The sequence below is a fragment of the Streptomyces sp. NTD91 genome (assembly GCF_059510455.1).
On record NZ_JCAJZW010000001.1, the window covers coordinates 367,934 to 385,808 of the forward strand.

The window sequence follows — 17,875 nt, forward strand, 5'->3', positions numbered from 1 at the left end:
CACCCCCCAGCTCCGCCTGCCTCGTACCGGTGTACTGCCGTGCTCGCTGTCGCGCCCGTCGTACCCGCCGCGCTCGTCCGCCGTCGCAGAGCACGAATCTATCGAATATCTATTCGAAAAATCTGCCTCCGCGCCCAACACCCCTCATTCGAGTGACACCCCCCAAGGAATGATCGCCGCCGACGAGGGGATCTCTTCTGGCGGGAGGGCGGACCGCTCGGGGAAAAACGGTCCGAGGGGAATGACCCTGAGAGCTCGGGGCTCCGGGTCAGCACAGGGGAGGACAGGCCCCGGCGCACAAGGCGCCGGGGCTCACCTCCGCTCAGCGCTTGGCGACGAACACGTGCGAGGCGACGTCCGCCTCCAGCTCGGCCGCCTCACCGCCGCTGCCCACCAGCACACCGCCGGCCGACGCGGTCACGCTCACTACGGAACCGGGCTGCACACCCGCGCGCCGCAGCGTGTACATCAGCTGCGCGTCCGTCTGGATCGGCTCACCGATCCGCCGGACCACGACCGTCTTGCCGTCCGCGCCCGGGTCCAGATCGGCCAGCGAGACCATGCCCTCGTCCAGGAACGGGTCCGCGCCGTCCTTCTCGCCCAACTCCTCGAGACCGGGGATGGGATTGCCGTACGGCGACTCGGTCGGATGCCGCAGCAGCTCCAGCACGCGCCGCTCGACGGCCTCGCTCATCACGTGCTCCCAGCGGCACGCCTCCGCGTGCACCTGCTCCCACTCCAGGCCGATCACATCGACGAGCAGGCACTCGGCCAGCCGGTGCTTGCGCATCACACGCGTGGCGAGCCTGCGGCCCTCGTCGGTCAGCTCCAGATGACGGTCGCTGGCCACGGACACCAGCCCGTCGCGCTCCATGCGCGCCACCGTCTGGCTCACCGTCGGCCCACTCTGGTCCAGCCGCTCCGCGATGCGGGCGCGCATGGGGACGACGCCTTCCTCTTCGAGCTCGAGGATGGTGCGGAGATACATCTCCGTGGTGTCGATCAGTCCGGACATACGTGCCCCTCGATTACCTCTGCCGGCAGCCCGGCGCGTGCGCTGGCCCTGACACCAATTCTGCCGGATCCCACTGACAAGCGGGGGCCACCGGGAAAACGGGCGGGGCGGCGCGGGAGGTTCCGGCCGGTGCCGGGTGCGAGTCCGTACCGGGCTGCTCGCACCCGCACGGCGGAGCCGCACAGGGACACGGCGACGCGCTCCGGGGAGTAACGAGCCACAACCCGCCCAGTGCCGTATTGACACCGCACTGGTCCAGACCGCACGGTGATCCGCGACACAGACGCTGCGAAGGGGCACCGCATGAGCGACGGCACGCCTGCCGACCTGTTCTTCGACGCCGCGATCGGCCTGCTGCAACGGGTCCGTGAGGAGGAGGCCGAGTCGATCGGGGCGGCGGGGGATCTGCTCGCCGGCACCGTCGCCGCCGGCGGCCGGCTGTTCGCGTTCGGGGCCGGACACTCCTCGCTGGCCGCGCAGGACGTCGTCTACCGGGCCGGCGGTCTCGCCCTGATGAACCTGCTCGCCGTCCCCGGTGTCGTCGGTGTCGACGTCACCCCGGCCACCCTCGGTTCCGCCCTCGAACGCGTCGACGGGCTCGCGAGCGCCGTGCTGGACACCTCGCCGGTCCGGGCCGGGGACGCCCTGGTGATCATCTCCCTCTCCGGCCGCAACGCCCTGCCCGTGGAGATGGCGCTCAACGCCCGCGCCCTGGGGGTGAAGGTCATCGGCGTCACGTCGGTGGCGTACGCGGCACAGACCACGTCCCGGCACGCTTCCGGCACCTTCCTGAAGGACCACTGCGACATCGTCCTGGACTCGAAGATCGCCGTCGGGGACGCGGAACTCACCCTCGACACCATCCCGGCCCCCTTCGCCCCGGCCTCCACGGTCGTCACCACCGCCCTGATGCAGGCCGTGATGGCGACGGCCGCCGCCGCCCTCGCCGACCGCGGCATCGAGCCGCCGTTGCTGCGCTCCGGCAACGTCGACGGCGGCCACGAGTGGAACGGCCGCGTGATGCGGGAGTACGCCGACCGGATCTTCTACCGGCGCTGAGCGGCGACGGCTCCGTCAGCCCTCATTCGGCCCGCGCCGCGTCCGCCAGGTCCAGCGCCGCCGCGATGCGGGCCGCCACGTCCTCCGCGTAGCCGGTGTCGCCCCGCTCGAAGCGGGTGCGGCCGGATCCGCGCAGGAAGGTCACCACGCCCAGCGTCCGCCCCCGGCTGCGCAGCACCGCGCACAGGGCGTGCACCGCGTCGCCGGGCCACTGCCGGGCCAGCGCCCACTCCCGGGCCGCCTCCGCCGGGACCGGCCGGGCGTCCGCGCGCACGGTTCCGGCCCGCTCCACGCACTGCAGTGCCGGGTGGCCCGGCTCGTAGCGCACGGGCAGTCCGGCCGCGCCCGTGAGCAGACTCGGCCCGGGCGCTCCGGCGGGTGTCGCGGCCAGCCGTACCAGCCGTACGGCGCCCTCCTCCTCGTCCCTGCGCGAAGGCCGGGCCACGCGGTCGATCAGCGCGTGGTCGGCGAAGCCGGCGAGGGCGAAGTCGAGGTGGGCGACGGCGGCCTCGGCAGGGTCCTCGCACTCGGCGGCGGCGCGGGCGGCCCGGTGCAGCTGGTTGCTGCGGAACCGCAGCAGGGAGGCTTCCTGCTCGCTCTGCTTGGCCTGGGTGACGTCCTGGAACAGCCAGCCGACGCCGAGCGGCACCGGTTCCTCCGCGAGCGGTGAGGACAGCCGTACGAAGCCGTTCCGCCAGCAGCGCCGCTTCTCCCCCTCGCGGGTGCGTACGGTCACCCACATCTCGGCCGGCGCCGGCGGCGCGCCCTCGGACAGCACATGGGTGAGCGCGGCCTCCAGCTCCTCCACGCCCTGCACGAGCAGTTCGCCGAGCGGACGGCCCAGCGCGGACGTACGCCCGATCCCGAGCGCGCGGGCCGCGTGCGCGTTGACGACGGCGGGCCGCAGGTCGGCGTCGATGAGGACGACGCCCCAGGCCGCGTCCTCGAACAGCGCCTCGCTCAGCGCGATGGAGCGCTCCAGATCGATCTGCGCGTGCACCTCGCTGAACGCGCAGTAGACGCCGGCGGGCTTGCCGTCGGGCCCGCGCACGGCAGCGGACTGGGTACGGACCAGCACGCGCCCGCCGTCCTTGGTGACCAGTGCGAACTCGTGCACCTGCCGCCCCGGTGCGTGCATCGCCGACATCAGCCGGGCCTGCACCTCCCCGGCGTCCGCGCTGCGCACCGCCCAGCCGGCGAACCCGTGCCGTCCGACCGCCTCGGCGGCCGTCCAGCCGAGGATCCGCTCGGCCTCACGGTTCCAGTGGGTGACGACCCCGTCGGCGTCGAAGGCGCACAGGGCCGCGTCCATGCCGTCGAGCAGTGCGGCGAGCAGATCGGATCCCCCGGACTCGCCGGGGTCGTCCGGCCCCAGCTCGTCGGTGGTCCCACTCCGCCGGGAAGCACTCACCTGGACCCCCTGGAGGCTGCGTCGGCGCCGGTAGGGCGCGCGGTTCGCTCACTGACCTTTCATTCAACTCGAACGTGACACAGCCCACACCCTGTTCCGGCAAGTTCCCGGGAATCAATACGTGCTCAGTCGCAGGTCGACCCATTCATCGCACGCGCCGTCGAGCACATACCGCTCGATCTCCGCGAAACCCCGCCGCCGGGCGAACCGCAGCCCGTCCTCGTTCACCGCCAGCACACACGTCTCGTTCGCGGCCGCGCCCAGCGCCCGCGCGTGGTCGAGACCGTCCTCGTACAGCGAGGTCCCGAAACCCCGCCCCCGGAAAGCGGGCAGCACGCGCGCGATGACGGTCGCCGCGTCGTCCTCCCCCGCAGGCGGCCGGACCGTGGAACAGCCGACGAGCACGTCCTCGAGGTAGGCGTTGCGCAGCCGGTGCCGCTCCCGCCGTTCCCGGGCGTCCTCCAGGGACATGGCGGCGGGCGGGACGATCACATCGTGGACGTGCCGCCACTGTTCGAGCACGGCCTCGTCGTCCACTGTGGCGATCTTGAGTTCGGTCATGTGCGGAAACGTATCGAGAACGTCCGCGGGAACGTGCCGAAAAACAGTTGAGCGTCCTCCGCCGGCTTCCTAAGGTGTGCGGTACACGAGAAGGGAGGTGGTTCGGCAGATGTATGAATACCGGACGCGTGAGGTGGCTGCGGGCTAGCGGCCCGCCACCACACCAGTGCGGTGCCGGACCAGCGTGTGCGAGAAACACGCAGCCGGCCCAGTCTCAAGCAGTCACCCGACCCGCGGGCTGCCGGTACGTCCGGCCGGCTCCTCCTCGAGGAACCCAGCCCGCGGGTCGTCCGCGTTCTCGGCGTCTTTCAGGGGGCGAGGCGTTCGGTGGTCCAGGTGCCGTCCGGCCGGGCGGTGTAGCGCAGGCGGTCGTGCAGGCGGTTCTCACGGCCCTGCCAGAACTCGATCGTCTGCGGGGTGACGCGGAAGCCGCCCCAGTGCGGGGGGACCGGGACCTGTTCGTCCTCGGAGTAGCGGGCCTCCAGTTCGGCGTAGGCGGTGTCCAGTTCGGTGCGGGAGGCGATCACCGAGGACTGGGCGCTGGCCCATGCGCCCAGCTGGGAGCCGTGCGGGCGGGTGCGGAAGTAGGCGGCGGTCTCGTCGCGGCGGGTGCGGCGGGCGGTGCCGGTGACGATGACCTGGCGGGCGAGCGGGTGCCAGGGGAAGAGCAGGGCGATGTGCGGGTTCTCGGCGAGGTCGCGGGCCTTGCGGGAGCCGTAGTTGGTGTAGAAGACGAAGCCCTCGGTGTCGAACTGCTTCATCAGGACCGTGCGCGAGCTGGGGCGGCCTGCCGCGTCCGTCGTGGAGACGATCATCGCGTTGGGCTCGTAGACGGTGCCGTGCAGCGCGGCCCGTGCGGCGTCCTCGAACCAGCGGGCGAACTGGTCCATGGGGTGGGTGGCGAGGTCCTGTTCGGCGAGGCCCTCCGCGCGGTACTGCTTGCGCATGGCGGCGGGGTCGATGGCGGGGTCCAGGAGGGGTTCGCGGTCGGTCACGCGGTCATCTTGCCGTATCGAACGCCACTGGCACTCAGTGTCGTACGGGCTCCCCAAGTCCGGCACGCGGGGTTATCGTGCTGGTCCCTTGCGGTTTGGGTGACCACCGGCCGAACGGGGCATCACCGGGGTGACCGCCGCCGAACCATCTCAAGGAGCCGCCTGATGTCCGATTTCGTACCCGGACTCGAGGGAGTCGTCGCGTTCGAGACGGAGATCGCCGAGCCGGACAAGGAGGGCGGCGCCCTGCGCTACCGGGGCGTCGACATCGAGGATCTGGTCGGTCATGTCTCGTTCGGGAACGTGTGGGGGCTGCTGGTCGACGGCGCCTTCAATCCCGGGCTGCCGCCGGCCGAGCCGTTTCCGATCCCGGTGCACTCAGGTGACATCCGGGTGGATGTGCAGTCGGCGCTCGCCATGCTGGCGCCGGTGTGGGGGCTGAAGCCGCTGCTCGACATCGACGAGCACCAGGCGCGGGAGGATCTGGCGCGGGCTGCCGTCATGGCGCTCTCGTACGTCGCCCAGTCCGCGCGCGGGCAGGCGCTGCCGATGGTGCCGCAGCGGGAGATCGACAAGGCGAGGTCGGTGGTGGAGCGGTTCATGATCCGGTGGCGCGGTGAGCCGGATCCCAAGCATGTGGCCGCTGTGGATGCGTACTGGACGTCGGCCGCGGAGCACGGGATGAACGCCTCGACGTTCACCGCGCGGGTCATCGCCTCCACCGGCGCGGATGTGGCGGCGGCGCTGTCGGGGGCGGTCGGTGCGATGTCGGGGCCGCTGCACGGGGGTGCGCCGTCCCGGGTGCTGGGGATGATCGAGGAGATCGAGCGGACGGGGGACGCGGAGGCCTACGTCCGGCAGGCGCTGGACCGTGGTGAGCGGCTGATGGGGTTCGGGCACCGGGTCTACCGGGCGGAGGATCCGCGGGCGCGGGTGCTGCGGCGTACGGCGCGGGAGCTGGGTGCTCCGCGGTTCGAGGTCGCCGCGGCGCTGGAGAAGGCCGCGCTGGAGGAGTTGCACAACCGCCGGCCGGATCGGGTGCTGGCCACGAACGTGGAGTTCTGGGCGGCGATCGTGCTCGACTTCGCCGAGGTACCGGCCCACATGTTCACCTCGATGTTCACGTGTGCGCGTACGGCGGGGTGGTCGGCGCACGTTCTCGAGCAGAAGCGCACGGGGCGGCTGGTGCGGCCTACCGCGCGGTACGTGGGGCCGGGGCCGCGGAGGCCGAAGGACATCGCGGGGTACGCCGACATCGCCCGCTGACGGTGCCCTGGGTGTACTCGGCCGGGAGGCTCACTCGCGTCGGTGGTCGAGGGCGCTGGGCCGCTTCACCGTGCGGCTCCGCGCCCCCGAGGAGTTGGTCACGCCGGGGTCAGAAGGCTCGCGTGATGCCGCTCCGCCACCAGCGGGTGCGCCCTGAGCTTGCCCTTCAACTCGTTGTAGCCGTACTCGGCGTGGAGCGGGTTCGCCGGGTCCGTCGTGATGCCCGGGGCCTTCGACGCGTGCGGGAAGGGCAGGGGCTCGACCCTCGCGTCCAGGCGGGGGTTGTAGAAGAAGGGCACGGAGAGGCGTTCCGTGGCTCCGGGTGGGCTGACCACGCGGTGGTTGGTGGCCAGGAGGTAGCCGTTGGTGGCGACCTCGAGGAGTTCGCCGAGGTTGACGACGAAGGCGCCCTCGATGGGCGGGACGTCGTGGAAGAGGCCGTCCTCGCGCTGGACCTGGAGGCCCCCGACGGTGTCCTGGAGGAGCAGGGTGAGGAAGCCGTAGTCCTTGTGGGCGCCGACGCCCTGGTCGGTGCCGTCGCCCGCGCTGCCGGGGTAGCGGACGAGTTTGAGGTGCGGGTGGGCGTGCTCGCCGAAGATCGGGTCGTAGAAGTCGGCGGGGGCGCCGATGGCGGTGAGGAGCTCGTGCAGGAGGCGCGCCGCGACGTCGCTCAGTGTGTCGATCCAGGCCAGCGCTGCCGTGCGCAGTTCGGGGAGGGCGGCCGGCCACTGGTTGGGGCCCTGGAGCCACCAGTACGCCGGTTCGCCGGGGGCGGGGACGCGGGCGGGGCGTTCGGCGCCGATGTCGAGCTGGTCGCGCCAGTCGCGGGTGCCGGCGGTGCGTTCGTCGCCGGTGCGGGTGTAGCCGCGGAAGTGCGGGGAGTTGATGTTGTCGAGGGCGAGGCGGTCGGCTTCGGGGAGGGCGAAGAAGGCGCGCATGGCGGTGAGGAGCGCGTCGGTCTCGGCCGGGGTCACGCCATGTCCGACCAGCTGGAAGAAGCCGACGTCGTGGGCGGCGCTGTGCAGCTGGGTGTGGAGCAGGGCGCGGGCCCGGGGGCCGCGGTCGGCGGCCGAGAGGTCGATGACGGGGAGCTGGTGGTACGACGGGGTGGCCGCCGGGGTGTGCGTGGTCATGGTGCGTCCGTGGGTGTACGGGGCACGGGTGGCCGCCGGAGGGGTGTGACGGCCCCCGGGTGCCGGAAAGGACCGGAAAAGAGGAAGGTGAGGGGGCTGGTTCAGGCGGGAAGGCGCCGACAGCCCATGCTCGTGACGCGCACGTAGTCCACGTGACGGCGGCGGACGAGCATCGGAAGCATGCGGCAAGGGTACTGCGCGCGCCGGGACGCGGATGTGGCCGGGTTCACAGGCCGGGCACGGCTCAGCGCAGGGCCTGTTCGAGGAGGTCGGCCCACTGGGCGACGACGCGTCGTCGGCGTGCGGTGTCGTCGGTGAGGAGGTTGGCGAGGCCGAGGCCGCGGGCCATGTCGAGGAAGCCCTGCACGGTTTCGCGGACGCCGGGGCGGGTCTCGTCGGCGCCGAGGAGTTCGACGGCGATGCGGTGGGTCTCGCGGCCGACGCGGGCCTCGAGTTCGGTGACGCGGGTGCGCAGCTGGTCTTCGTCGGAGGCGGCGACCCACAGGTGCAGGGCGGCGCGGAAGAGGGGGCCGGTGTAGAGGTCGACGACTGCGCTGACGACGGCGTGGCGGTCGGCGGGGCCGGTGGGGAAGAGGGCGCGCAGTGCGGTGGAGCGTTCTTCGGCGACGTACTCGACGGCGGCCGTGAACAGGTCCTCGCGGGTGGGGAAGTGGTGCTGGGCGGCGCCGCGGGAGACGCCGGCGCGTTCGGCGACGACGGCGACGGTGGAGCCCGCCCAGCCGTGTTCGGCCAGGCAGGCCACGGCGGCCTCCAGAAGCCGCTGCCGGGTGGCCCGGCTGCGGTCCTGCTTGGGTACGCGATCGCGTTCCGCCGTACTCACACCACCCATGCCGCATCCCGTCTTTCCAGGAAGGCCGTCATCCCCTCCCTGGCCTGGTCGGAGGAGAACAACCGGGCCGTCAGGGCGGTGAGGTCCGCCGCGTCCCGGTCGAATGTCTCCAGCACCCTAGCCGTGAGCAGCCGTTTCGTCTCGGCCAGGGCCTGGGGGGAGGAGCGGCGCAGTCCGTCGAGGACGGGGGCGAGAGCCTCGTCGACGTCGTCGGCGGTGGTCGTGAGCAGGCCGAGGCGTACGGCTTCCGCGGGGCCGAAGCGCTCGCCGGTGAGGTAGTAGCGGGCCAGGGCGCGGGGGTCGGCGCGCGGGACGACCGGCAGGGAGATCACGGCGGGTGCGACACCGATGCGGACCTCGGTGAACGCGAAGGTGGCGGTGGTGGAGGCGGCGGCGATGTCGCAGGCGGCGAGGAGGCCGAGGCCACCGGCGCGGACGTGCCCGGTGATCCGGGCGACGACGGGTTTGGGCAGTTCGGTGATCTGCCGGAGCAGGGCGACCAGGGTGTCGGGGTCGGGCGGGTCGCGCAGGTCGGCGCCGGCGCAGAAGGTGGTGCCGGTGTGGGTGAGGACGACGGCGCGTACGTCGGGGTCCTTGCCGCAGTCGGTGAGGGCAGCGGCGAGGTCGGTGACGAGGGTCGCGGACAGGGCGTTGCGGGTCTCGGTGGAGTCGAGGCTGAGGGTCTCGACGGCGCGCGCGCGTGTGCGGCTGATCGGGGTCACGGGTGCTCCCTCAGTTCCCGGCGCAGGATCTTGCCGGAGGCGGCGCGGGGGACGGTGTCGATGAAGGTGACCTGGCGGATCCGTTTATAGGGTGCGACGCGTTCGGCGACATGGAGCATGATCTCGTTCTCCGTCAGCGTCTCGGTGGCGTCGGGGTGGCGGACGACGAAGGCGTGCGGGATCTCGTTGCCGTCGTCGTTGCAGGAGCCGATGACCGCGGCGTCGGCGATTTTGGGGTGGGTGAGCAGCAGCGCCTCCAGTTCGGCGGGGGCCACCTGGAAGCCCTTGTACTTGATGAGTTCCTTGACCCGGTCCACGACGAACAGCCAGCCTCCCCCACTCTCGGCTCCGCTCGAGCGGGAGGTGCCCCCACCGTCGACGTGCCCGACGTCGCCGGTGTGCAGCCAGCCGTCGGCGTCGATCATGGCGGCGGTGGCGTCGGGGTGGCCGAGGTAGCCCTTCATGACCTGGGGGCCGCGGATGAGGATCTCGCCGGACTCGCCGGTGCCGAGGTCCTTGTCGGGGTCGTCGAGGGACACGATCCGCATCTCGGTGCCGGCGATGAGTCTGCCGACGGTGCCGGCGGGGGCGTCGTGGAGGCGGTCGAGGGGGACGACGTGGGTGCCCGGGGAGAGTTCCGTCATGCCGTAGGCCTGGCCGATCGGGGGCAGGCCGAGCCGCTGCGAGCAGGCGAGGGCGAGGGCGGCGTCGAGGGGGGCGGCGGCGCTGATGACGTACTTCAGGGAGGAGAGGTCGTAGCGGGCGACCGCCGGGTGCTTGGCGAGGGCGAGGACGATCGGCGGGGCGACGTACAGGCCGGTGATGCGGTGGTTCTCGATGGCCGCGAGGAAGGTCTCCAGGTCGAATCGGGGCAGGACGACGACCGTGGCGCCCTTGCGCAAGGGGGCGTTCATGAGGGCGGTGAGGCCGTAGATGTGGAAGAACGGCAGTACGGCGAGGATGCGGTCGCCCGGTCCGGTGGGGACGGCGGGCTCCAGCTGGGCCAGGTTGGTGGCGATCTGCCGGTGGGTGAGCATCACGCCCTTGGGGACGCCGGTGGTGCCGGAGGAGTACGGCAGTGCGGCGATGTCCTCGGCCGGGTCGATGTCCACCTGCGGTTCGGGGGCGGTGGTGGCGAGCATGTCGATGAGGGAGCGGTGCCCGGGTGCGCTGTCGCACACGAGCAGCTCCCTTATCCCGCCCGCGAGTTCGGCGGCGCGGCGGGCCGTCTCCAGCAGGGGGGAGACGGTGACGATCCAGCGGGCGCCGCTGTCGCGGAGCTGCTTGGCGAACTCCTCCGGGGTGGCGAGCGGGTGCGCCGTGGTGACGGAGGCACCCGCGCGCGCGGCGGCGTAGAAGGCGGTCGGAAAGGCGATGGTGTTGGGGCTGTGCAGGGCGAGGACGTCGCCCTTGCGCACGCCCGCGTCGGCGAGTCCGGCGGCGATGCGCCGGTGGAACCGGTCCATCTGCTCGTACGTGAGCATGGTGCCGTCCGTGCCGTCGATCAGGGCGGGATGGTCGCCGAATGCGGCGGCATTGCCCAGGACGGCTTCGTGGATGGGAAGTTCTACGGGCGGGACGTCTGCGTACTCGCTGCGGAACACGGTTCCTCCAGGCGGCTGGGCTCAGTACGACTTGGGCAGACCGAGGGTCTGGTGGGAGACGTAGTTGAGAATCATCTCCCGGCTCACCGGTGCAATACGAGACACGCGTGCGGCCGTTATCAACGAGGCGAGCCCGAACTCGCGGGTGAGTCCGTTGCCTCCGAGGGTGTGCACGGCCTGGTCCACGGCCTTCACACAGGCTTCCCCGGCCGCGTACTTGGCCATGTTGGCGGCCTCGCCCGCGCCGATGTCGTCGCCGATGTCGTAGAGGTGGGCCGCCTTCTGCATCATCAGCCGGGCCAGTTCGAGGTCGATGTGGGCCTGGGCCAGCGGGTGGGCGATGGCCTGGTGGGCGCCGATCGGGGTCTTCCAGACGGTGCGGTCGCGCGCGTACTCGATCGCCTTGGCCAGCGCGTACCGGCCCATGCCGATGGCGAAGGCGGCGGTCATGATCCGCTCGGGGTTGAGTCCGGCGAACAGGTGCAGCAGGCCGGCGTCTTCTGCCTCACCGACGAGCGCGTCCGCGGGGAGCCGTACGTCGTCGAGGACCAGCTCGAACTGCTTCTCCGCGGCGTTGAGTTCCATGTCGATCGGCCGCTTCTGGAAGCCGGGCGCGTCCGTCGGGACGATGAACAGGCAGGGCTTGAGGCGTCCGGTGCGGGCGTCCTCGGTACGGCCGACGATCAGGACGGCGTCGGCGATGTCGACGCCGGAGATGAAGACCTTGCGGCCGGTGAGGAGCCAGTCGGCGCCGTCGCGGCGGGCGGTGGTGGTGATGCGGTGGCTGTTGGAGCCGGCGTCGGGTTCGGTGATGCCGAAGGCCATGAGGCGGGTGCCGTCGGCCATGCCGGGCAGCCACCGCTGTTTCTGGGCCTCCGTGCCGAAGCGGGCGATCACGGTTCCACAGATGGCCGGGGTGACGATGAGCATGAGCAGGGGGGAGCCGGCGGCACCGAGTTCTTCGAGGACGATGGAGAGTTCGGTGATGCCGCCGCCTCCGCCGCCGTACGCCTCGGGCAGGTTGACGCCGAGGTAGCCGAGCTTGCCCGCCTCGGACCAGAGTTCGGCCGGTGGCCGTCCTTCGGCGACGGTCCGGGCCAGGTAGTCGCGGCCGTAGCGTTTGCCCAGGGCGGATACCGCTGAGCGGAGGGCCTTGTGCTCTTCGGTTTCGATGACGGGAGACATGGAGCTCCTAAGAAGAGGTTTCCTGCACTACGGCGAGCAACATTCCTGGTTCCACCTGCTGGCCGGTCCTGGCGTGCAGCGCGGTCAGTGTTCCGGTGACCGGCGCCGAGATCTGGTGCTGCATCTTCATCGCCTCGAGCCAGATCAGGGGCCGGCCCGCTTCCACGGTCGCCCCTTCGGCAAGGCCTTCGGCGACCCGTACGACCGTCCCCGGCATCGGAGCCACCAAGGATCCCGGTGCGAGCGGGGCGGTCGGGTCGGGGAAACGGGGCAGGGCGGTGAGACGGGTGGTGCCGACGTGGACCTCGTCGCCGTACGCCGTCACGGTGAACCGGCGCTCCACGCCGTCCACCTCGAGGACGACCAGGCACGCGTCGGCGTGCACGACCCGCACCCCGTCGGCCGCGAGGCCCTCCCGGGTGTGCCGGTAGCGGACCTCGTGCTCCTCGCCCGCCATCACGTACCGCTTGACCTGTGGCTGTGAGGGGACGTTGCGCCAGCCGCCGAAGCGGGAGCGGCCGTGGGCGTCGGCGAGAGCGGCGGCGAGCGGGGCGTGCGGGTCGGGGTCGCATCCGGTGAGCGCGGTGAGGTGGCGGTCGTAGAAGCCGGTGTCCATGCGGGCCGCGGTGAACTCCGGGTGGCGCAGGGAGCGCACCAGCAGGTCCCGGTTGGTCGGCGGGCCGTGGATCTCCGCGCGCTCCAGTGCTCCGGCGAGCCTGCGGACGGCCTCCGCACGCGTGGGCGCGTGGGCGACGATTTTGGCGAGCATGGGGTCGTAGTGGACGCCGATGGTGTCGCCGTCGGTGTAGCCGGTGTCCAGGCGGACGCCGGACGGCAGGGACAGGTGGTGCAGGGTGCCGGTCTGCGGGGCCCAGTCGTGGGCGGGGTCCTCGGCGTACAGGCGGGCCTCGATCGCGTGGCCACGCGCGCGTGGCGGGTCTTCCTCGAGGGCGTGGCCTTCCGCGACGCGGATCTGCTCGGCGACCAGGTCGATGCCGAACACCTCCTCCGTGACGGGGTGTTCGACCTGGAGGCGGGTGTTCATCTCCAGGAAGTGGGCGCGGCCGTCGGCGACGAGGAACTCGACGGTGCCGGCGCCGACGTAGTCGACGGCGCGCGCGGCCCGTACGGCGAGGGCGTACAGCTCCTCGGTGAGCGCGACGGAGAGCCCGGGCGCCGGGGCCTCCTCGACGACCTTCTGGTGGCGCCGCTGGAGGGAGCAGTCGCGGGTGCCGAGGGTCCGGACGGTGCCGTGGGTGTCGGCGAGGATCTGCACCTCGACGTGGCGGCCGTGCTCCAGGTAGGGCTCGACGAAGACCTCGCCGTCACCGAAGGCGCTCGTGGCCTCTGCGCGCGCGCCCTCCAGTGCGGCGTCCAGCTCCTCCAGGCGGCGCACGATCCGCATCCCGCGCCCTCCGCCGCCGGCGGCCGCCTTCACCAGTACCGGCAGGTCGGACTCGGTGACGTCGGTCAGGGGTGCCAGCCCCATCAGGTGCCTGGCCCGGGTCTTGGACGCCATCGCCTCGATGGCCTCGGGGGACGGGCCGATCCAGATCAGCCCGGCGTCGAGGACGGCCCGGGCGAAGCCGGGGTTCTCCGAGAGAAAGCCGTACCCGGGGTGGACGGCGTCCGCGCCGGCGGCGAGGGCGGCCTTCACGATCAGATCGCCGCGCAGATACGTCTCCGCGGGGGCCGCGCCCGGCAACCGTACCGCCGCGTCGGCCACACGCGTGTGGAGCGCGTTCTCGTCGGCGTCCGAGTGCACGGCGACCGTCCGGATCCCCGACGCACGGCAGGTGCGGACGATCCGGCAGGCGATCTCGCCCCGGTTGGCGACCAACAGTGTCTGGATCATGGACCTCACATCCGGAAGACGCCGAAGCCGCCGCGCGCGCCCTCGTAGGGGGCGGTGTGGATGGCGGACAGGCACAGGCCGAGGACGGTGCGGGTGTCGCGCGGGTCGATGACGCCGTCGTCGTACAGCCGCCCGGACAGGAACATCGGCAGCGACTCGGACTCGATCTGCTGTTCCACCATGGCGCGCAGGGCGGCGTCCGCGTCCTCGTCGTACGGCTGTCCCTTGGCCGCCGCCGACTGCCGGGCGACGATGGAGAGCACGCCGGCGAGCTGCTGCGGGCCCATGACGGCGGACTTGGCGCTGGGCCAGGCGAACAGGAAGCGGGGGTCGTAGGCGCGCCCGCACATCCCGTAGTGCCCGGCGCCGTACGACGCGCCCATGAGCACGGACAGGTGCGGGACACGGCTGTTGCTGACCGCGTTGATCATCATCGAGCCGTGCTTGATGATGCCGCCCTGCTCGTACTCCCTGCCGACCATGTAGCCGGTGGTGTTGTGCAGGAAGAGCAGCGGAATGTCGCGCTGGTTGGCGAGCTGGATGAACTGGGCGGCCTTCTGCGACTCCGCGCTGAACAGCACGCCCCGGGCGTTGGCGAGGATGCCGACCGGGTAGCCGTGCAGGGCCGCCCACCCGGTGACCAGGCTGGTCCCGTACAGCGGCTTGAACTCGTCGAAGTCGGAGGCGTCCACGATCCGGGCGATGACCTCGCGCGGGTCGAAGGGGGTCTTCAGATCGCCGGGGACGATGCCCAGCAGTTCCTCCGGGTCGTACTTGGGCGGCCCGGCGGGGCCGGGCTCCGGGTACGCCTTGCGGTGGCCCAGCCGGGCGACCACCCGCCGTGCCTGGCGCAGCGCGTCCGGCTCGTCGACGGCGAAGTAGTCGGCGAGACCCGACACGCGCGCGTGCATCTCGGCGCCGCCCAGGGACTCGTCGTCGCTCTCCTCACCGGTGGCCATCTTCACCAGCGGCGGTCCGCCGAGGAAGACCTTCGCCCGCTCCTTGACCATGATCACGTGGTCGGACATGCCGGGGATGTAGGCGCCGCCGGCGGTGGAGTTGCCGAAGACGACCGCGACGGTCGGGATACCGGCGGCGGAGAGCCGGGTCAGGTCGCGGAAGATGGCGCCGCCGGGGATGAAGATCTCCTTCTGCGACGGCAGATCGGCACCGCCCGACTCCACCAGGCTGATACAGGGCAGCCGGTTGGCGAGCGCGATGTCGTTGGCGCGCAGGGCCTTCTTCAGGCTCCACGGATTGCTCGCGCCGCCGCGCACGGTCGGGTCGTTGGCGGTGACCAGGCACTCCACGCCCTCCACCACACCGATGCCGGTGACGAGTGAGGCCCCCACCGCGTAGTCGCTGCCCCAGGCGGCGAGCGGGGACAGCTCCAGGAAGGGCGTGTCCGGGTCGAGCAGCGCCTCGATCCGCTCCCGTGCGAGCAGCTTGCCCCGTTTCCGGTGCCGCTGGACGTACTTCTCCCCGCCGCCCGCGAGCGCCTTGGCGTGCTCGGCGTCGAGTTCGGCGAGCTTGCCGAGCATGGCCTCGCGGTTCGCCCGGTAGTCGGGGCCCGTGGGGTCCAGGGAGGTGTGCAGAACCGTCACAGCAGAACCTCCGGGATGTCCAGGTGGCGGGAGCGCAGCCATTCGCCGAGGGCCTTGGCCTGCGGGTCGAAGCGGGCCTGCGCGGCGACGCCCGCGCCGAGGATCCCCTCGACGACGAAGTTGACCGCGCGCAGGTCCGGGAACACGTGCCGGGTGACGGGCAGGTCCCGGCTCTCGGGGATCAGCTGCCGGAACCTTTCGGTGGACAGCTCGTGCGCGAGCCATCGCCACGCGTCGTCGGTGCGGGCCCACACGCCGACGTTCGCGTTGCCGCCCTTGTCCCCGCTGCGGGCCCCGACGACCAGGCCGAGGGGGGCCCGGCGGGTCGGTCCCGGCGGCAGCGGCTGCGGAAGGGGCGGCTCCGGTACGGCGTCCAGGGGGCGGGTCACCTGGGGCGGCGCCACCGGGACACGGCGTCCGTCGTGGAGGACCGCCACGTGGTCCACGGCACCATGTGGAACGTACACATCCTCGAAGACCCCATAAGGAGAGCCCTTTCCGGGTGGCGCCAGCACATGGAAGCCGGGATAGCTGGCCAGCGCCAGTTCCACGGCGGCCCCGCTCAGCGCCCGCCCGACGACCCGTTCGTCGGCGTCCCGCACGACGAGCCGCAGCAGGGCGCTGGCCATCTCCTCGGTGCCGGCGTCGACCCGGTCGGTGCGGACCAGTTCCCACCCGACCTCGGCGGGCGGCGACTTGGCGAGCGCGTCGGAGAGCTGCTCGCGCACCAGGTCCGCCTTGGCCTCGATGTCGAGCCCGGTGAGGACGAAGCCGACCTCGTTGCGGAACCCGCCGAGCCGGTTGAGCCCGACCTTCAGCGTCGGTGGGGGAGCCTCCCCCCGCACGCCCGCGATCCGCACCCGGTCCGGGCCGTCCTGGCTCAGCCGTACGGTGTCCAGCCGGGCGGTGACGTCGGGTCCGGCGTACCGGCCGCCCCCGGTCTCGTACAGCAGTTGCGCGGTGACCGTGCCGGTGTCGACGAACCCGCCGGTTCCGGGGTGCTTGGTGATGACGCTGCTGCCGTCGGCGTGGATCTCGGCGAGGGGGAACCCGGGCCGGCGTACGTCCCCCTCGTGGAAGAACGCGTAGTTGCCGCCGGTGGCCTGGGTGCCGCACTCCAGCACATGCCCGGCGACGACGGCGCCCGCGAGCCGGTCGTACTCCCTTGGCCCCCAGCCGAAATGGGCGGCGGCGGGCCCGGTGACCAGGGCCGCGTCGGCCACGCGCCCGGTGACGACGATGTCCGCGCCGGCCCGCAGGCACGCGGCGACACCGAAGCCGCCGAGGTAGGCGTGGGCGGCGAGGGCACCGGGGTGGGAGGCGGTGAGGTCGTCGCCCTCGACGTGTGCGACCTTGACCGGGATGCCCAGCCGGTCCGCCGAATCCCTCACCGCAGCGGCGAGACCGGCCGGATTGAGCCCGCCCGCGTTGGTGACGATCCGCACCCCGCGCTCGTGGGCCAGGCCGAGGCAGCCCTCCAGCTGGCGCGGGAAGGTGCGGGCGTAACCGGCGCCAGGGTCCTTCAGCCGGTCGCGGGCGAGGATCAGCATGGTGAGTTCGGCGAGGTAGTCGCCGGTGAGGACGTCGACCTCGCCGCCGGCGAGCATCTCGCGCAGGGCGTCCGCGCGGTCGCCGTAGAAGCCGGAGAAGTTGCCGATGCGCAGGGCGTTCACCGCTCGGCCCCCTTCGGCGGGCGACCGCCGCCGGGCGGCCCCGCGAAGGCCTGCGCGATGCCCAGCCAGCGGTCGGCGTCCGGACCGACGGCGGTCAGGGCGAGGTCGGCGCGGTGGGCGCGCTGGGTGACGAGCAGGCAGAAGTCGAGGGCGGAACCGGTGACGCGCTGTTCGGCGCCCTCGGGACCATGGACCCACAACTCGCCGGTCGGGGAGGTCAGTTCCACCCGGAACTCGTCGGCGGGCGGGGTGAGGCCGTGGACGGTGTAGGCGAAGTCGCGAGTCCGGACCCCGAGCCGGGCCACATGCTGCAGCCGGTCGGTGGGTGGGCGGACCACACCCAGGGCCTCGGCGACGTCCAGACCGTGGGCCCAGGTCTCCATCAGACGGGCGGTGGCCATGGAGGCGGCCGACATGGGTGGGCCGTACCAGGGGAAGCGGGCACCGGGCGGGGCGGCCCGCAGAGCCCGGTCGATTGCGGCGCGCCCCTCACGCCAGACGCGCAGCAGTTCGGCGCGCGCGAGCCGGGCGACCTCCTCCGCGCCCTCGTCCACGAACGAGTCGGGGGCGGCGACGGCCTTCTCGACCAGCGAGCGGAAGGCGTCCGGGTCGGTGACGGCAAGCAGGGCCGAGTGGTCGGTCCAGTGCAGGTGGGCGATCTGGTGAGCAACGGTCCAGCCGGGGGCGGGGGTGGACTGCGCCCACTGTTCCGGCCTCAGCTCGCCTACCAGCTTTTCCAGTTCGTCGCTCTCGGCACGCAGGTCGTCGATGACGGGCGTCGGGTCGGCCATGGGGGGAGCATGGCAGCGGGCAGAGAAACAATCAAGCATGCTTGCATGAATTTGTTTCCACGGTGACGGGGGGGTGCCGGGCACCGGCGAGTCGTACGACGGCTTCGGCACCTCCACGGCGACCACCGGACTGCACCGGGACGGCCGTGCC

At 72.1% G+C, this 17,875-nt stretch carries 15 protein-coding genes; 2 read left to right on the forward strand and 13 right to left on the reverse strand.

What is annotated here, in order from left to right:
- Positions 1 to 322: 322 nt before the first annotated feature.
- Positions 323 to 1,015, reverse strand: a complete 693-nt coding sequence (locus AC5WRT_RS01685; RefSeq protein ID WP_330339277.1) for an iron-dependent transcriptional repressor DtxR — start codon at positions 1,013 to 1,015, stop codon at positions 323 to 325.
- Between the two features lie 303 nt (positions 1,016 to 1,318).
- Here AC5WRT_RS01685 and AC5WRT_RS01690 point away from each other — a divergent pair, with 303 nt between their 5' ends.
- On the forward strand, positions 1,319 to 2,074 hold the full coding sequence (locus tag AC5WRT_RS01690; RefSeq protein ID WP_496091833.1) for an SIS domain-containing protein: 756 nt from the start codon (positions 1,319 to 1,321) through the stop codon (positions 2,072 to 2,074).
- A 22-nt stretch (positions 2,075 to 2,096) separates the two neighbouring features.
- On the opposite strand, the gene AC5WRT_RS01695 is transcribed toward AC5WRT_RS01690, so the two are convergent.
- From AC5WRT_RS01695 to pdxH, 3 genes are all read right to left on the reverse strand, one after another.
- A complete protein-coding gene (locus tag AC5WRT_RS01695; protein ID WP_496099855.1) occupies positions 2,097 to 3,485 on the reverse strand; it encodes a PAS domain-containing protein in 1,389 nt (462 codons plus the stop codon).
- 114 nt (positions 3,486 to 3,599) lie between these two features.
- On the reverse strand, positions 3,600 to 4,046 hold the full coding sequence (locus AC5WRT_RS01700) for a GNAT family N-acetyltransferase (RefSeq protein ID WP_496099856.1): 447 nt from the start codon (positions 4,044 to 4,046) through the stop codon (positions 3,600 to 3,602).
- 308 nt (positions 4,047 to 4,354) lie between these two features.
- Positions 4,355 to 5,041, reverse strand: a complete 687-nt coding sequence (gene pdxH / locus AC5WRT_RS01705; protein WP_496091836.1) for a pyridoxamine 5'-phosphate oxidase — start codon at positions 5,039 to 5,041, stop codon at positions 4,355 to 4,357.
- A gap of 165 nt (positions 5,042 to 5,206) precedes the next feature.
- On the opposite strand from pdxH, the gene AC5WRT_RS01710 reads away from it, so the two are divergent.
- Positions 5,207 to 6,307, forward strand: a complete 1,101-nt coding sequence (locus tag AC5WRT_RS01710) for a citrate synthase 2 (protein WP_496091837.1) — start codon at positions 5,207 to 5,209, stop codon at positions 6,305 to 6,307.
- 98 nt (positions 6,308 to 6,405) lie between these two features.
- On the opposite strand, the gene AC5WRT_RS01715 is transcribed toward AC5WRT_RS01710, so the two are convergent.
- The 9 genes from AC5WRT_RS01715 to AC5WRT_RS01755 form a co-directional block, all read right to left on the reverse strand.
- Entirely contained in the window at positions 6,406 to 7,440 is a 1,035-nt protein-coding gene (locus AC5WRT_RS01715) for an isopenicillin N synthase family dioxygenase (RefSeq protein WP_496091838.1), read from the reverse strand.
- Positions 7,441 to 7,684: 244 nt separating this feature from the next.
- A complete protein-coding gene (locus AC5WRT_RS01720) occupies positions 7,685 to 8,290 on the reverse strand; it encodes a TetR/AcrR family transcriptional regulator (RefSeq protein WP_496091839.1) in 606 nt (201 codons plus the stop codon).
- Positions 8,278 to 9,012 carry an enoyl-CoA hydratase family protein gene (locus AC5WRT_RS01725; protein WP_496091840.1) on the reverse strand — a complete coding sequence of 245 codons (735 nt, stop codon included), beginning with the start codon at positions 9,010 to 9,012 and terminating at the stop codon, positions 8,278 to 8,280. Before AC5WRT_RS01725 ends, AC5WRT_RS01720 begins: the two co-directional genes overlap by 13 nt.
- Positions 9,009 to 10,616, reverse strand: coding sequence for an AMP-binding protein (locus AC5WRT_RS01730; RefSeq protein ID WP_496091841.1), 1,608 nt, complete (start codon positions 10,614 to 10,616; stop codon positions 9,009 to 9,011). The genes AC5WRT_RS01725 and AC5WRT_RS01730 overlap by 4 nt, the downstream gene beginning before the upstream one ends.
- Before the next feature lie 21 nt (positions 10,617 to 10,637).
- On the reverse strand, positions 10,638 to 11,801 hold the full coding sequence (locus AC5WRT_RS01735) for an acyl-CoA dehydrogenase family protein (RefSeq protein ID WP_496091842.1): 1,164 nt from the start codon (positions 11,799 to 11,801) through the stop codon (positions 10,638 to 10,640).
- 7 nt (positions 11,802 to 11,808) lie between these two features.
- Positions 11,809 to 13,656 carry an acetyl/propionyl/methylcrotonyl-CoA carboxylase subunit alpha gene (locus AC5WRT_RS01740; RefSeq protein ID WP_496091843.1) on the reverse strand — a complete coding sequence of 616 codons (1,848 nt, stop codon included), beginning with the start codon at positions 13,654 to 13,656 and terminating at the stop codon, positions 11,809 to 11,811.
- 5 nt (positions 13,657 to 13,661) lie between these two features.
- Positions 13,662 to 15,260, reverse strand: a complete 1,599-nt coding sequence (locus tag AC5WRT_RS01745; RefSeq protein WP_496091844.1) for an acyl-CoA carboxylase subunit beta — start codon at positions 15,258 to 15,260, stop codon at positions 13,662 to 13,664.
- Positions 15,257 to 16,933 (reverse strand): acyclic terpene utilization AtuA family protein, encoded by a 1,677-nt coding sequence (locus AC5WRT_RS01750; RefSeq protein ID WP_496091845.1) that lies wholly within the window; start codon positions 16,931 to 16,933, stop codon positions 15,257 to 15,259. Before AC5WRT_RS01750 ends, AC5WRT_RS01745 begins: the two co-directional genes overlap by 4 nt.
- Positions 16,930 to 17,724 carry a TIGR03084 family metal-binding protein gene (locus AC5WRT_RS01755; RefSeq protein ID WP_496091846.1) on the reverse strand — a complete coding sequence of 265 codons (795 nt, stop codon included), beginning with the start codon at positions 17,722 to 17,724 and terminating at the stop codon, positions 16,930 to 16,932. The genes AC5WRT_RS01750 and AC5WRT_RS01755 overlap by 4 nt, the downstream gene beginning before the upstream one ends.
- Positions 17,725 to 17,875 lie beyond the last annotated feature (151 nt).